The sequence below is a fragment of the Pontixanthobacter rizhaonensis genome (assembly GCF_012972675.1).
In the GTDB taxonomy this organism is placed as follows: Bacteria; Pseudomonadota; Alphaproteobacteria; order Sphingomonadales; family Sphingomonadaceae; genus Pontixanthobacter; species Pontixanthobacter rizhaonensis.
In genome coordinates this window covers 53,489-68,239 of sequence record NZ_JABCRE010000002.1, presented here as the reverse complement: position 1 = coordinate 68,239, position 14,751 = coordinate 53,489, and the positions used below count along the sequence as shown (strand labels likewise).

The following is a 14,751-nucleotide window of genomic DNA, read 5'->3' as shown; positions in this document are numbered from 1 at the left end:
TCTTAACCGAGAACATATGCATTCCCCTCACTCACATTTTTCAATCTATGGCGCAGGTTAGCCAGCGCAGTGTCGTCTGGGTGCCTGCTGATGATCTCTTCTAACATGGTAATGGCGCCGGTATTGTTCGTTTCCGACAGAATAATGGCATCGCGCAATTTCTCGCGATCATCTGCTGCAAAGTCTGGTGCCGGCTCCATAATATCAACCGGCCGCGCACGCCCCCGCAACACCACCCGCCCCATCGGACGCCAGAAATCCACACTGGTTTGATCGGCAAATTCACGGCTCGCCATAACGCTGGATTCCATCGCCTTATTGGCGGCTTCCAATCGGGCGGCCGTATTCATGCTATCGCCAAGGGCGGTATATTGAATGCGCGTATCTCCGCCGAAATTACCGACAACAGCTTCACCAAAGTGCAGCCCGACACGGGTTTTGCCGATCTTGGGCAGGTTTTCATCCATCGCGGCAACTTCTGCGCGGAAGGCCTCACCGGCTTGCCAGATCGCATAACCCGCTTTTGCCGCGCGATCAGCGTCATCATCACGCGCGATGGGCGCCCCCCAAAACGCGACCACCGCGTCGCCCACAAACTTATCAATCACTCCGCCATGATCGAGCACCACTTGGCTGAGCATTTCGAGATACCGGTTGAGCAGCTTCGCGACCATTTCAGGGCTGATCGCATGGCTCATTTTGGTGAAGCCTTCCAAGTCCGAAAACAGCACGTAAATCTGTTTTTTCTCACCATGCAGGGCAAGCAATTCAGGGTTTTCCAAAATTTCCTGTGCCATTTCGCGCGGCAGATATTTGCCCAATGCGGCCTGCGCAAACTGCCGTTGTTCAGCAGTTGAGGCGCGGGCGGCCGATGTCACCGCAGTGAAGGCAATAATCCATGCAACCAACCAGCCAAATGCTGGCATTCCAAAGGTATCAACCCCGCGCAAATGGACCAAAAATGGTACGCAAACAAACAGCGCGAACTGCGCAAACATCAGCGGATAGACACGCCAGTTCTTCCATTCCAGCAAAGCGGTTAGCGAACCGGCAATGACAACCAAGAGAGCCAACAACCACAGAGTTACACTCATCGGCTTAGGCAGCGCGGCTCCGTCTAACATCTGGGCAATGCTGGTTGCATGAAACACTACGCCCGGAGGTTCTGGCGACCCGGATGCTTCCGACAGCGGGGTAGTGAGACGATCAATGTCAACCACATCACTGCCAAGCAGAATATACCGCCCTTCAACCGATGGGACAATTTCCGCAGCCAGATCAGGAATTTCGACCAGATTGGGTATCGCAAAGGGATCTATGGGAATGGTGGTAAAGACTGGCCGGGAGGGATCGGCAGGCAATTGGTAGCGTACCGCCCCGGTATAGCCGGGCAGTGTCTTGTCCCCTTCCCCCGCAGCCGTCAGCATCGCCCTGCCCAGCAAGGGCGGCAAATCGCTTTTTATCTCTGGCCAGAGCCGCGTGACACCGCCTGTCTCACTTAGACGAACGCTGGCAATGCTGGAATTTGACCCTTCTAAGGCCGCGGCAAAATCATCCAAATAGAGCTGCTGTTCATAAATGATATTCTCGTCATTGGAGTCCATCCGGGCATAGGCGATGAAAGTGGGCGTCTGCATATTTCGCAGCGTTTCCACCAATTCAAAATCTTCATCCTGTGGCTGATCAAACAGAATATCGATCCCGATGGCCTTTGCACCCATCTGATCTAGGTTTTGCAATGTCTCGATCATGATCCCGCGATCAAGTGGGGAGCGTTTTCGCGCCTCGATCAAGGTTTGATCATTATAGACGATCATCGTTACACGGTCGTCTTGCTCGACCTCGTTAATATCGGCTTCGATGAAACTGCGAGCATCATATAGCTCTCGCTCCGCCTCTCCGACGGCGGGGATAAACCAGCTATATCGAGCGACAAGGAGCGCAACGACCAACAACGTGGCCGTGATGGCCAAGCGCTGGGTTCCTGCTTCGCGAATATTTCGCCAGCCCCGCTGGACGAAATTACCTGAATATTTCGCTTCCGCGGCCATTGCGTCGTTTCTCCCCCATAGGAATGAGAAAAGACGCAATGGTGCGATTGGTCAAGTCGCGAGACCTATTCCGGGTCGATAAACCCCAAATGCGGCTTGCGCGCTGCCATTGTTTCATCAAGCCGGCTGCGCGGCGCATAATACGGAGCGGCTTTGAGCGATTCATCCCCGGCTTTGGCGCGTTCTGCCACGCTGCGAAATGCGGTGATAAACTGGTCGATCGCGGCCTTACTTTCCGTTTCTGTCGGTTCAACCAACATCGCGCCGTGAACAACCAGCGGGAAATACACTGTCATCGGGTGGAAACCCTCGTCAATCAGCCCTTTGGCCAAATCAAGCGTAGAGAGACCGCCTTCAAATCCGGCATCGCCAAATAAGGCCTCATGCATACAGGGGCCGCTATCAGCATAAGGCGCATGCAACACATCTTCCATCGCGCGAAGGATATAGTTGGCATTCAACACCGCATCTTCGGCTACTTGCTTAAGACCGTCTGCGCCGTGGCTGAGCATGTAAGTAAGTGCACGGGTATACATGCCCATTTGACCATGAAACGCGGTCATCCGGCCAAAGTGCTGCAATGGTCCGCCAAAATGCTCCTTGGCGAATTCTTCTGCGCTTTCCTCTTCCACCAGATGCACGACACCGTCAGCAGTCCGTGCGGTATAAGGAAGCGGACCGAACGGAGACAATGCTTCGGACAAAACCACTGGGCCAGATCCCGGTCCACCGCCGCCATGCGGGGTGGAAAATGTCTTGTGCAAGTTGATGTGCATCGCATCAACGCCCAAATCGCCGGGGCGGACACGCCCGACAATCGCGTTGAAGTTCGCACCATCGCAATAGACGAAGCCGCCCGCCTCATGCACCGCATCAGAGATAGCGCGCATATCCGGTTCAAACAGGCCGCATGTGTTAGGGTTAGTGATCATAACCGCAGCAACATCGGGGCCAAGCCGGGCCTTCAATGCCTCCAGATCAACCCGTCCACCTTCTGTCGCCGGGATATTCTCAACCCGGTATCCGGCGAAGGCCGCCGTTGCCGGGTTCGTGCCATGCGCACTTTCAGGCACCAAAACGACTTCACGCGCATTGCCGCGCGCTTCCAGCGCTGCACGGATGCACAGAATGCCGCACAATTCGCCATGCGCGCCCGCTTTGGGGCTCATCGCGACGCCATGCATTCCGGTAAGCTTGATCAGCCATTGCGCCAATTCATTGATAACGCCCAAGGCACCGCGCACTGTGTCCACCGGTTGCAACGGGTGCACATCGGCAAATCCGGGCATCCGCGCGACTTTTTCATTAAGGCGCGGATTGTGCTTCATCGTGCAGGAACCAAGCGGGAAGAACCCCAGATCAATTCCGTAATTCTGGCGGCTTAAGCGGGTATAGTGCCGTACCGTTTGCGGCTCTGAGAGGCCGGGCAATCCGATTTCATCAGTACGGGCGAATTTGCCCAACCGGCTTGGCGCGCTATCGTCAACATCAGGCAGATCAACACCGGTGGTTTCGGTCGTGCCTATCTCGAAAATCAGCGCTTCTTCCAACATCAGCGCTTTGTTGCCAGTCGTGGTTGCGGGGCCGCCAAACTTGCCGTCCGTTCCAGCAGGCATTGTAGGTTTCCAGCCGCTTTTGTTCGGAGCGTTCATGACAATTTCTCCTTAAGCGCAGAACAGAGGGTTTCGATGTCCTCCTCGCTGGTTGTTTCAGTGACAGCGACCAGCAAACCCCGCGAGAACCCTTCTACGCCGGGATACAGGCGAGCGAGTGATACGCCGGCCAGAATGTCATCCTGCGCCAAATCGCGTACAATCTGGCGGGCGTCGCCATCCAGCAGGATAGTAAACTCGTTGAAGAAGCTGGTGTTGAGCACCGTCACGCCCGGGATCGCTGCCAGCTTGTCGGCAGCAAGACACGCCAGGCGGTGGTTCTCTGCCGCAAGCTGGCGAAGGCCTTTTTCACCCAGCAAGGTCATGTGAACACTGAAAGCCAATGCGCACAGGCCAGAGTTAGTACAGATATTCGACGTCGCTTTCTCGCGCCGGATATGTTGTTCTCTCGTGGATAGCGTCAGCACAAAGCCCCGCCGACCATCAGCGTCAATAGTCTCGCCGCATAGGCGGCCTGGCATCTGGCGAACGTGTTTCTTATCGCGAACAGCGAAAAGGCCCAGATATGGCCCACCAAATTGCAGTCCGACCCCGATGGCCTGCCCTTCACCAACCACAATATCCGCGCCTAGCTCTCCGGGTGACTGGATCGCCCCCAATGCAACAGGCTCGGTATTCACAGCAATCAGCAGCGCGCCCTTCGAATGGGCGGCTTCTGCAATTTCAGCCAGATCCGGCAAGCGGCCCAGAATGTCGGGATACTGAACCACAACGCAGGATGTATCGTCATCAATACGTGCAATAAGCCCCGCATTATCGGGCTCTGCCTGAACGGTCGGGCTGGATGATGCGATCTCGTCGCCGGTAAACTTCGCCATTGTTTTGACGACTTCGGTATAATGCGGATGAAGCGCGCCAGACAATACGGCTTTGTTGCGCTTAGTCACACGGCCCGCCATCGCAACCGCTTCCCAGCACGCAGTAGAACCATCATACATCGATGCATTGGCCACCGCACAGCCATATAGCCGTGCCACTTGGGTCTGGAATTCAAACAGCATCTGCAATGTGCCTTGGGCAATTTCAGGCTGATACGGCGTGTAAGCTGTCAGAAATTCGCCGCGCTGGATGATCGTATCAACGGAAGCAGGAACGTGATGGCGATAGGCACCAGCCCCCAAAAAGAACGCTGCATCTGCCGCTGCCAAATTCTGTTTCGACAGGCCGCGCATGTGTTTTTCAACGGCCATTTCACTGGCGTGCATCGGCAAATCACGGATCGGACCATCAAGCCGTGCGACTTCGGGCACATCGACGAACAGATCATCAATGCTGGACGCGCCGATAGATTGCAGCATCTCGCCGCGATCAGTATCTGTCAGGGGTAGGTAACGCATAGAATTTTCTTTCGCTTGGGATCGCCGGCAGCTTTAAAGCTCGGCGACAAACGCCTCATAGGCTTTGGCATCCATCAGGCCGTCCAGCTCGCTCTTGTCGCCAATGGTCATTTTAAAGAACCAGCCGTCTTCTTCGGGCGAAGTATTTACCAAAGCCGGATCGTCTTCGAGGCTGGCATTGCCTTCAACCACTTCACCCGTGATGGGCGCATAGACATCGCTCGCCGCCTTCACCGATTCAACGACCGCAGCATCCCCGCCTTTGTCGACTGTCGCACCCACTTCAGGCAATTCGACGAACACGATGTCGCCCAGCTGTTCTTGCGCATAGTCAGTGATGCCAACCGTCGCAGTGTCGCCTTCAACGTCGATCCATTCGTGCTCATCAGTAAAATAGCGGGCCATCGGTTCATTCTCCTCGGTAGTAATTAGTCGGTACGAACGGCATCGGAGTCACCGCTGCTTCAAGACGCTTCTTGCGCACCTCGATCTCCAGTTCGGTACCCTTTTGCGCATAATCGGAAAGGACATAAGCCATCGCAATTGGATAGCCGAGCGTCGGGGAAAATCCGCCACTTGTAACCCGGCCAATTTCGGTATCTCCGGCAAACACAATCGCGCCTTCACGCGCTGGCATTTTGCCTTCGACCTTCAAGCCAACGCGCTTGGTCGGTGAGCCTTCCGCCAACATCTTTGCGCAGGTTACATGGCCCATCCAGCCGCCAGTCTCGCGCCGTGATTTGGCAAGACCAAACAGCAAGCGCGCCGAAACCGGATCGGTCGCCGGGTCCAGATCATGGCCATATAGCGGCAAACCGGCTTCCAAACGTAGCGAATCCCGCGCGCCAAGGCCGATCGGCTCGACCTCAGGCTCCACACATAGCAGCGTCGCAATTTTCTCTGCATCCGCGGCCGGAAGCGAGATTTCAAACCCGTCTTCGCCAGTATAGCCAGAGCGGCTTATGCTCATTCCGACACCGCCTATGGTAAAGTGGCCAAACTTCATAAAGACCAATGCCGACAGCGGATATTCGCCCTCTACATGACGGTCGAGAGCGGCAAATGCTTCCGGCCCCTGCAAGGCGAGCAAGGCACGATCCTCCAGATGGTTCAGCGTCACATCATCGGGCAAATGTTCACGCAGATGTGCGATATCATCCCACTTGGTCGCCCCGTTGACGACCAGATAGAAAGCGTCTGGCCAACGTGAGACCATCAGATCATCCAGCACGCCGCCATCTTCATTCAGCAACAGCGAATAACGCTGCATCCCCACTTCCAGCGTAGAAAGATCGATCGGCAACAGAGCTTCCAGCGCCGCCTCTGCGCCAGCGCCTGAAATCAGCAACTGCCCCATATGGCTAACATCGAACAGGCCCGCATGCTCGCGTGTCCAGCTATGTTCAGCAACGATGCCGCCCCCATGTTTCAGGTGTTCACCCGCATATTGGATCGGCATTTTATAGCCGGCGAAATCGACCATGCGCCCACCCATTGCACGATGCCATGCGTCCAAAGGCAGCACTTGCTCTTCAGGCATATCGTCAGGGTGGATGTCTTCTAAAGTGTCTTCGCTCATCAAAAATTCCCGACATAGAGTGCCGACGTTCCGCAATGAAACGCCTGATCGCACCCCCTCTGTCGGGAAACCTGAGAGTTTTAACATGCGCCGCTACTATACGGTACGCGTGCCTACCCCTTCGGTGGTATCCGCCGCAGCGCATACGCTTTCCAGAGTGTCTGCCGGTACGCGGTCCCTGTTACCTGAGAGTTTCCGGGGCGGTTGCTCCTTCGGTGCCATCAGTCCTTAGGCTGATGGTCTCTCCCGCGCATCGGCCAAAGAATCACTTCCTTGGCGACGGTTATTTCACTGCGCGAAACGCAGCTGCCGGTCAATCAAGATTAGGGCGCAGCCAGCGTTCTGCCGTGGATAGATCGACATTGCGGCGCCGGGCGTAATCTTCCAACTGGTCGCGGCCGATCCGGGCCACACCAAAATACTGGCTTTCGGGGTGACCAAAATAGAACCCGCTAACAGCAGCTGTCGGCCACATGGCGAAACTCTCGGTCAGTTCCAGCCCGACATTCTTCTCGGCCTCCAACAGATCAAACAGGATGGGTTTGAGACTGTGATCGGGACAAGCAGGATAGCCAGGCGCCGGGCGGATGCCGCGATACTGCTCCTTAATAAGCGCTTCATTTGTGAGCTGCTCACCCGGGGCATACCCCCACAAATCAGTCCGCACATGCTGATGGAGCCGTTCCGCAAATGCTTCAGCAAAACGGTCTGCCAGCGCTTTTAACAGAATATCGGAATAGTCATCATTATCCGCCTGGAAGCGCGCAATGTGATCATCAATTCCGTGAATGCCCACGGCAAAACCGCCAATCCAGTCACCTGCCGGATCGATGAAATCCGCAAGGCACATATTGGCCCGATCGCGTGATTTCTTCACTTGCTGACGCAGGAACGGCAGCACAACATGCTCTTCCTTGCGAACGCGGTGAATGGTCACATCATCGCCATCACGGGCGCAAGGCCAGAAGCCGCAGACACCCCGTGCTGTCAGCCATTTCTCCTCGACAATTTTATCGAGCATGACCTGCGCGTCTGCCCACAAAGATTGGGCGCTTTCGCCAACAACTTCGTCTTGAAGGATTTTGGGATAGGTGCCGTGCAATTCCCATGCACGGAAGAACGGGGTCCAATCTATCGCGTCACGCAAATCGGCCAAAGACCAATCATCAAACACATGAACGCCCGGCTTAAGCGGGGGTGCAGCTTTATCGCCGACATAAGCATCGTAAAAGTTCGCCCGCGCATCTGCCAAGCTGAGCAGTTCGCTTTGCCCTTTTCCTGCCCTGACATCACGGACGTGTTCATAATCAGCCGCAGTTTCACTGACGAAATCATCGCGTAACGTGTCGGATAGCAAGCGACTGGCAACCCCGACCGCCCGGCTGGCATCCAGCACATGGATAACAGGGCCATCATAAGCGCCATCAATGCGCAGCGCAGTATGCACCTTGCTGGTTGTCGCGCCGCCAATCAGCAGGGGGATATCCATTTCCGCACGCTGCATTTCTTCGGCAACCGTTACCATCTCGTCCAGCGAGGGCGTGATCAGCCCGGAAAGGCCAATCATATCGACATCTTCTTTCTTGGCTGTTTCCAAAATGGTGCTCCACGGCACCATCACGCCAAGATCGATCACCTCATAGCCATTACATTGAAGAACCACGCCAACGATATTCTTACCAATATCATGCACGTCGCCCTTCACGGTTGCCATGATAATTTTGCCTTTGGCCTTGGCCCCTTCTTCCTTCTCCGCTTCGATAAACGGGATCAGATGGGCGACGGCTTTCTTCATAACCCGGGCTGATTTGACCACTTGCGGCAGGAACATTTTGCCGCTGCCAAACAGATCGCCGACAACATTCATGCCGTCCATCAGCGGGCCTTCGATCACTTCGATCGGGCGACCACCGGCGGCGAAGATTGCTTGGCGCAATTCTTCGGTGTCTTCGACGACATCAGCGTCGATACCCTTGACCAGTGCGTGCTCCAGACGTTTCTCAACCGCCCAACCGCGCCATTCGGCAGCCTGTTTGTCTTCTTCTTTGCTTTTACCGCGATAGGATTCCGCCAGATTGATCAGGCGCTCAGTCGCGGTTTCTTCACCCTCGACCGGCCGCATCAGGATCACATCTTCGCACGCATCGCGCAGAACCGGGTCGATCTCGTCATAAATATCGAGCTGTCCGGCATTAACGATGGCCATATCGAAGCCGGCCGGGATCGCGTGGTACAAAAATACAGAGTGCATTGCGCGGCGAACCGTTTCGTTACCGCGGAAACTGAATGACAGGTTGGAAAGTCCGCCGGATGTCTTGGCATACGGACACAGCGCCTTGATTTCGCGGACCGCTTCAATGAAGTCCAGCCCGTAACGGTCGTGATCTTCAATGCCCGTCGCGACCGCAAACACGTTGGGATCAAAGATGATATCTTCCGGCGGAAAGCCAATGCCGACAAGCAAATCATAGGCACGTTTACAGATCTCGACCTTGCGGTCTTTGGTGTCTGCCTGACCCACCTCATCAAACGCCATCACTACAGCCGCTGCGCCATAATCCATGCATTTGCGTGCTTGTTCGAGGAACTGCTCCTCACCCTCTTTCATCGAGATAGAGTTGACAATCGGCTTGCCCGAAACACATTTCAGGCCCGCTTCGATCACTTCCCACTTGGAGCTGTCGATCATCAACGGGACCCGGGCAATATCAGGCTCCGCCGCGATTAGCTTGAGGAAGGTCGTCATGGCGTGAACTGCATCCAGCAGCCCTTCATCCATGTTGACATCGATCACTTGCGCGCCATTTTCGACCTGCTGACGCGCGACTTCCACTGCTGCCGCATAGTCATCCGCCATGATCAGCTTTTTGAACCGTGCAGAACCGGTAACATTGGTACGCTCGCCGATATTGACGAATTGCGCGCTCGAAATATTGTCTGTCATTATGCTGCTATCGTAAAAGGTTCGAGGCCAGCGAGTTGCATGGCGGTATCACGGCTTGGCACTTGCCGCGGGCTTAGCCCTTCGACCGCCTTGGCAATCGCGGCGATATGATCGGGGCTGGACCCGCAACAACCGCCCAGAATGTTGACCTGACCGTTCTCTGCCCATTCGCGGACCAAAGCCGCAGTTGTGGCTGGCGCTTCGTCATATTCACCAAGCTCGTTCGGCAATCCTGCATTGGGATAGGCCAGCAATAAAGTATCCGCGATCTTGCTCAGCAATTGAATATGCGGGCGCAGCTGCTCTGCACCAAAGCTACAATTCAGCCCGATAGTGATCGGATTTGCGTGGCGAACGGCATACCAGAACGCCTCCACGGTATGGCCGGACAGATTACGGCCCGACAGGTCGGTCAGTGTCATGGAGAGCATGATCGGCACATCGCGGCCTAATTCTCGCTCCAGCTGTTTGACCGCCATGACGCCCGCCTTGGCGTTGAGCGTATCAAAGATCGTCTCGATCAAAATGAAGTCCGCGCCGCCTTCCACCAATGCGGCGGCCTGTTCATGATAGACTTCGGTGAGATAGTCGAAATCGATCTCCCGGAACCCCGGATCTTCAACATCAGGGCTGAGAGATAGAGTTTTGTTAGTCGGTCCGATAGCCCCGGCGACAAAGCGCGGACGATCTATTCCGGCCTTGGCATCTTCAGCCTCGAAAATATCAGCCAGTTCGCGGGCAATTTTGGCCGATTCCACATTAATGTCACGTACCAGAGCTTCGGCGGCATAATCCGCCTGACTGATAACATTGGCAGAAAACGTATTGGTCGCGATAATATCTGACCCTGCTTCAAAGTAGGCACGGGTAATATCCGCAATTACATCCGGCCGGGTCAGCGCCAAAATATCATTATTGCCCTTTTGATCAGCTTTCAGACCAAGATCACCAGCGTAATCTTCTTCCACAAGCTTACGGTTCTGAATTTGTGTCCCGAAGGCACCGTCAGAAATAAGAACACGCTTGGCTGCGGCTGCGTTCAGCCGCTCACGTACAGTAGTCATGCAGCATCTCCGGCATTGCTCGCCTGCGGCCTCATTCCCAGCATATGGCAAATTGCATAGGCCAGATCCGCACGGTTGAGTGTGTAGAAATGGAAGTCACGCACGCCGCCAGCATAAAGCCGCCGGCAAAGCTCTGCCGCGACGGTGGCTGCAACCAACTGGCGCGAGGCTGGGCGTTCGTCCAAGCCTTCAAACAAACCATCCATCCAATCTGGGATTTTTGCACCGCACGCACCGGCGAATTTCCGCGCCTGGGCGACATTGGTCACCGGCAAAATTCCCGGCAAAATCGGTTGTGTAATACCAGCCGCCGCAGCATCATCACGAAATCTGAAAAACGTATCAGCAGAAAAGAAAAACTGGCTGATCGCCCGCGTGGCACCAGCATCAAGTTTCCGCTTCAGATTATCGAGGTCGCTTTGCGGGCAATCTGCGTCCGGATGGGTTTCGGGATAGGCAGCAACCGAAATCTCAAAATCAGCAATGTTTTTCAAACCGGCCACGAGGTCGGCCGCGCTTTTGTAACCGTCCGGGTGCGGCACAAATGGAGCGCCCGGTTCGCCAGCATCGCCGCGCAACGCAACAATATGCCGAACGCCCGCTTCCCAATATTGCTCAGCCACCTCCTGAATTTCTGCCTTGCTCGCGTCAACGCAGGTCAGATGCGCCGCAGCTGGCAATCCGGCTTCGCGAATGATGCGGGCAACGGTGTTATGCGTGCGCTCACGGGTCGAACCGCCAGCACCATATGTGACCGAAACGAAACTTGGATTCAAAGGCGCAAGCTCTTGCACCGACGCCCATAATTGCGCCTCCATCTTTTCCGATTTGGGCGGAAAAAATTCAAATGATGCAGTGATATCGCCGGGCAGCCCCGAGAATAACGGCGTATCGAGCGCCGTTTGCGCCTCCCGCATCTCATCAAGCCGTGGGAATGAACGGTTACTCATTGTGCTGCCTTCCTCTGGCCTGCAACGGCGGGATTTCCCAACCGTGTTCCAAGCCATATTTTTACGGTTAGTTCGCCTTCATCCATCGCGACAGGCACTGCAGGTTCATAGCCCGCCTCCTTCATCAACGACCGGATAGCCTTGTCGGTAAAACCAAGGCGGGCATGGGCGTAGCGATCACGTAATTCTTCACGGTTATGCGCGGCAAAATCAACAATCGCGATCCGCCCACCGGGGCGCGTGACCCGCGCTGCTTCTGCCAAAGCTGCCGCAGGGTCTTGGGCAAAATGAAGCACCTGATGAAGCAGCACGGTATCAAACCGGTGTGCTTCAAAGGGCAATGCCAGAAAATCGCCCTGCACCAAATCTACTGCGTTACCGGGTAAATTCTGCAATTTCGCACGGGCAACCCGCAACATGTCGGGGCTTTTATCTAAAGCGGTCACGTGATCAGCCGTCGGCGCAAACAATTCTGCCATCCGCCCGGTGCCGGTGCCGATATCGAGCAATTCACCGATCGTACCTTGATCCGCCGTGCTAGTCAGCGCGGCAACCAGCTGTTCTTCAACCACCTGATCGGCGCTGTGCAGCTGACGCAATTGGTCCCATTCATCCGCATGTTTTGCAAAATAGGCTGCTGCGCTGTGCTCCCTTGCGCCGCGTATCGTTGCCAGCTGATGCCGGTCCTCTGCACATATGCTCGCGAAAGTCTGATCCTCTGTTTCCGCCGTTGCCAACAACCGGCTAAGAGCATCGCCTACCGGGTTGCTATGCTCGCTCCCGATCGCGGCGCGCAGAAATACCCAGCTGCCCTCGCGGTGCCGTTCGGCCAATCCGGCATCGCACAGGATGGCGACATGGCGCGACACGCGCGGTTGACTTTGACCCAAAACTTGCGCCAACTCGCCAACCGCAAGCTCCATAGCGGACAGCAAACGCATGATGCGCAGCCGGGTTGGGTCAGCCAAGGCCCGCATGGTGATTTCTATTTGCACGAAAAAGCACATATAAAGATATCGTTATATCCGCAAGCGCGTTTGCACACTTGGGCGCGAACGAAGCCTATGATAGGCGCAAGCCAAACTACTCAAGAAGGCGACTTTCCATGCAATACACCCAATTCGGCAACACTGGCCTTACCGTCTCGCGTTTATGTCTGGGCTGTATGAGTTTTGGCGATGCCGCTGCCGAAGGGCACGATTGGGCGATGGATTTGGATGCGTCACGCCCGATGATCCGTCAGGCTCTGGAAGCCGGGATCAATTTCTTCGATACTGCCAATGCCTATTCCGGCGGAACATCCGAGGAATATATTGGCACCCTTCTGAAAGAAATGGCTAATCGCGATGAGATTGTGATCGCAACCAAAGGCTTTTTCCGGTGGCGGCAAGCACCAAACACAGGCGGGCTATCCGCGAAATCTCTCATCCATGCAGTCGACGATAGTCTGCGCCGCTTGGGCACAGACTACATCGATTTGTACCAAATTCACCGGCTCGATCCGAACACGCCAATGGAAGAGATCGTGGAGACACTCGATGCCATCGTTCGGTCCGGCAAAGTCCGCTATGTTGGTGCTTCATCAATGTACGCATGGCAATTTCAACAGATGCGCCATATCGCGGAGACAAACGGCCTGAAGCAGTTTATTTCCATGCAAAATTACGTGAACCTTCTTTACCGTGAAGAGGAACGCGAAATGCTGCCTTTGTGTGCCGATCAAGGTGTTGCGGTCATGCCCTGGAGCCCGATGGCACGCGGCAAACTGACGCGGCCTTGGGACAGTACAACCGATCGATCCGAAAGCGATGTCGTGGGCAAAATGCTATATGCCCGCACTCAAGAGAATGACCGTGAAGTTGTGAACGCGGTTGAAGCTCTTTCGCAACAACGCGGCATTCCTATGGCACAAATTGCCTTGGCCTGGGTCCTCCAGAAGCCTGAAGTCACCAGCCCGATTATTGGTGCTACAAAGCCCAAACATATCGAAGATGCTGTTGCGGCGTTGGATGTTACCTTGTCCGCAGAAGACATCGCCGCAATCGAAGCGCCCTATGCACCACATCCCGTCATGGGATTGTTCGGTATGCCGGATGCGGAACTGAAAGTGACAGTGAAGGGGTAAACTACCCGCGTTTGACACTTCCGCGATGAAGCACTCTTACAGGGACGCGCCGTTCGGACGCCTGATCTTCCCCTAACACTGTGCGAACAAGCATGACGCCGGCAACATCGAAATCCGGCTCAATACTGGTCAGGGGCGGGTTGCTGTGCTGACCTGCCCTGATCCCATCAAAGCCAATAACTGAACAGTCGCGCGGCACCTTGATGCCCCGTGCGTTGAGCTCTTCCAAAGCACCCAAAGCCATCGCATCGCAAGCAAGAAACAGGCTATCAAATGCAGTGCCGCTGTCGACCAGCCGTGCGACTGCATCGCGGCCCTGCCCTTCCCGGTCGAGCGCCACATCGACAGCTTGCAAACAGGGCTTCTGCCCCGCTTTTTCTATTTCCGAAGCATATCCTTCGTATCGTTCACGGAATTGCTGCTGGGGGGAATCCACTGAACCGACGTGAACGATGGACCGGCATCCGGCAGCGATCAAATCCCGCGTCGCCAGCATACCGCCTTCGTAATTGTCGGAGCGAACCCATTCAAGATCTTCGTAGGGCGAACCCCAGAAGGCGACGGCGCGCCCATCTGAACTTAGATCCCGGAAATATTCCCAAGCTGCTTCATTCGCCGTGGTACCAATGACAATCACGCCATCGGCTTGGCCGCGCTCTGCGTATTTCCCGAAGAACTTACCTTCTTCCGATTGGAACGAAACCAGCGTTTCGTACCCTTGTGCAGCCGCTGCCGCACAGATGCTTCCCAGTAGCGAGAAGTAGAAGGGGTTAACATCGCTTGCTGCTTCTTCAGGACGCCCAATCACGACCACTGCCAAAGTGCCCGTCTTGCCGCGCCGTAGCCGCGCAGCGCGCTCGTCAACTACGTAACCCAGTTCTTCCGCCGCTTTCATGACCTTGGCACGGGTAGGTTCAGTAATCGCAGTAGAGCCTGCCAATGCCCGCGAGACGGTGGACTGGCTTACGCCTGCTTTTTCTGCGACATCAAAAGAGGTTACTCTTTGAAGGGTTGGCCGTTCGGCCATC

11 protein-coding genes and 1 riboswitch are annotated in these 14,751 nt (G+C 55.5%); of the genes, 1 reads left to right on the top strand and 10 read right to left on the bottom strand.

Annotated elements, in window-relative coordinates; genetic code table 11:
* Window positions 1–2 precede the first annotated feature (2 nt).
* From HKD42_RS00265 to HKD42_RS00225, 9 genes are all read right to left on the bottom strand, one after another.
* On the bottom strand, window positions 3–2,051 hold the full coding sequence (locus tag HKD42_RS00265; RefSeq protein WP_170009226.1) for an adenylate/guanylate cyclase domain-containing protein: 2,049 nt from the start codon (window positions 2,049–2,051) through the stop codon (window positions 3–5).
* Window positions 2,052–2,116: 65 nt separating this feature from the next.
* Window positions 2,117–3,703: an aminomethyl-transferring glycine dehydrogenase subunit GcvPB gene (gene gcvPB / locus HKD42_RS00260; protein WP_170009224.1), complete on the bottom strand. Its 1,587-nt coding sequence runs from the start codon at window positions 3,701–3,703 to the stop codon at window positions 2,117–2,119.
* The gene (gene gcvPA / locus HKD42_RS00255; protein WP_170009222.1) at window positions 3,700–5,061 is read right to left on the bottom strand and encodes an aminomethyl-transferring glycine dehydrogenase subunit GcvPA; all 1,362 of its coding nucleotides are present in this window, start codon (window positions 5,059–5,061) and stop codon (window positions 3,700–3,702) included. Before gcvPA ends, gcvPB begins: the two co-directional genes overlap by 4 nt.
* 33 nt (window positions 5,062–5,094) lie before the next feature.
* Window positions 5,095–5,466, bottom strand: a complete 372-nt coding sequence (gene gcvH / locus HKD42_RS00250) for a glycine cleavage system protein GcvH (protein ID WP_170009220.1) — start codon at window positions 5,464–5,466, stop codon at window positions 5,095–5,097.
* Window positions 5,467–5,470: 4 nt separating this feature from the next.
* A complete protein-coding gene (gene gcvT, locus HKD42_RS00245) occupies window positions 5,471–6,640 on the bottom strand; it encodes a glycine cleavage system aminomethyltransferase GcvT (RefSeq protein ID WP_170009218.1) in 1,170 nt (389 codons plus the stop codon).
* 162 nt (window positions 6,641–6,802) lie between these two features.
* Window positions 6,803–6,899, bottom strand: a riboswitch (glycine riboswitch).
* A gap of 54 nt (window positions 6,900–6,953) precedes the next feature.
* Window positions 6,954–9,584, bottom strand: a complete 2,631-nt coding sequence (metH, locus tag HKD42_RS00240) for a methionine synthase (RefSeq protein ID WP_170009216.1) — start codon at window positions 9,582–9,584, stop codon at window positions 6,954–6,956.
* The gene (locus HKD42_RS00235; RefSeq protein ID WP_170009215.1) at window positions 9,584–10,648 is read right to left on the bottom strand and encodes a homocysteine S-methyltransferase family protein; all 1,065 of its coding nucleotides are present in this window, start codon (window positions 10,646–10,648) and stop codon (window positions 9,584–9,586) included. Before HKD42_RS00235 ends, metH begins: the two co-directional genes overlap by 1 nt.
* Window positions 10,645–11,598 carry a methylenetetrahydrofolate reductase [NAD(P)H] gene (gene metF, locus HKD42_RS00230; RefSeq protein WP_170009213.1) on the bottom strand — a complete coding sequence of 318 codons (954 nt, stop codon included), beginning with the start codon at window positions 11,596–11,598 and terminating at the stop codon, window positions 10,645–10,647. The genes HKD42_RS00235 and metF overlap by 4 nt, the downstream gene beginning before the upstream one ends.
* Window positions 11,595–12,593 (bottom strand): ArsR/SmtB family transcription factor, encoded by a 999-nt coding sequence (locus HKD42_RS00225; protein ID WP_343042093.1) that lies wholly within the window; start codon window positions 12,591–12,593, stop codon window positions 11,595–11,597. The genes metF and HKD42_RS00225 overlap by 4 nt, the downstream gene beginning before the upstream one ends.
* Before the next feature lie 110 nt (window positions 12,594–12,703).
* Here HKD42_RS00225 and HKD42_RS00220 point away from each other — a divergent pair, with 110 nt between their 5' ends.
* Window positions 12,704–13,723, top strand: coding sequence for an aldo/keto reductase (locus tag HKD42_RS00220; RefSeq protein ID WP_170009209.1), 1,020 nt, complete (start codon window positions 12,704–12,706; stop codon window positions 13,721–13,723).
* 1 nt (window position 13,724) lies between these two features.
* On the opposite strand, the gene HKD42_RS00215 is transcribed toward HKD42_RS00220, so the two are convergent.
* Window positions 13,725–14,750: a LacI family DNA-binding transcriptional regulator gene (locus HKD42_RS00215; RefSeq protein ID WP_170009207.1), complete on the bottom strand. Its 1,026-nt coding sequence runs from the start codon at window positions 14,748–14,750 to the stop codon at window positions 13,725–13,727.
* Window position 14,751 lies beyond the last annotated feature (1 nt).

What these genes read in the sequence shown, in the direction of transcription:
- HKD42_RS00215 (WP_170009207.1), bottom strand. Translation starts at nt 14,750, where the DNA reads ATGGCCGAACGGCCAACCCTTCAAAGAGTAACCTCTTTTGATGTCGCA.
- metF (WP_170009213.1), bottom strand. Translation starts at nt 11,598, where the DNA reads ATGAGTAACCGTTCATTCCCACGGCTTGATGAGATGCGGGAGGCGCAA.
- metH (WP_170009216.1), bottom strand. Translation starts at nt 9,584, where the DNA reads ATGACAGACAATATTTCGAGCGCGCAATTCGTCAATATCGGCGAGCGT.
- HKD42_RS00235 (WP_170009215.1), bottom strand. Translation starts at nt 10,648, where the DNA reads ATGACTACTGTACGTGAGCGGCTGAACGCAGCCGCAGCCAAGCGTGTT.
- gcvH (WP_170009220.1), bottom strand. Translation starts at nt 5,466, where the DNA reads ATGGCCCGCTATTTTACTGATGAGCACGAATGGATCGACGTTGAAGGC.
- HKD42_RS00220 (WP_170009209.1), top strand. Translation starts at nt 12,704, where the DNA reads ATGCAATACACCCAATTCGGCAACACTGGCCTTACCGTCTCGCGTTTA.
- gcvPA (WP_170009222.1), bottom strand. Translation starts at nt 5,061, where the DNA reads ATGCGTTACCTACCCCTGACAGATACTGATCGCGGCGAGATGCTGCAA.
- gcvPB (WP_170009224.1), bottom strand. Translation starts at nt 3,703, where the DNA reads ATGAACGCTCCGAACAAAAGCGGCTGGAAACCTACAATGCCTGCTGGA.
- gcvT (WP_170009218.1), bottom strand. Translation starts at nt 6,640, where the DNA reads ATGAGCGAAGACACTTTAGAAGACATCCACCCTGACGATATGCCTGAA.
- HKD42_RS00265 (WP_170009226.1), bottom strand. Translation starts at nt 2,051, where the DNA reads ATGGCCGCGGAAGCGAAATATTCAGGTAATTTCGTCCAGCGGGGCTGG.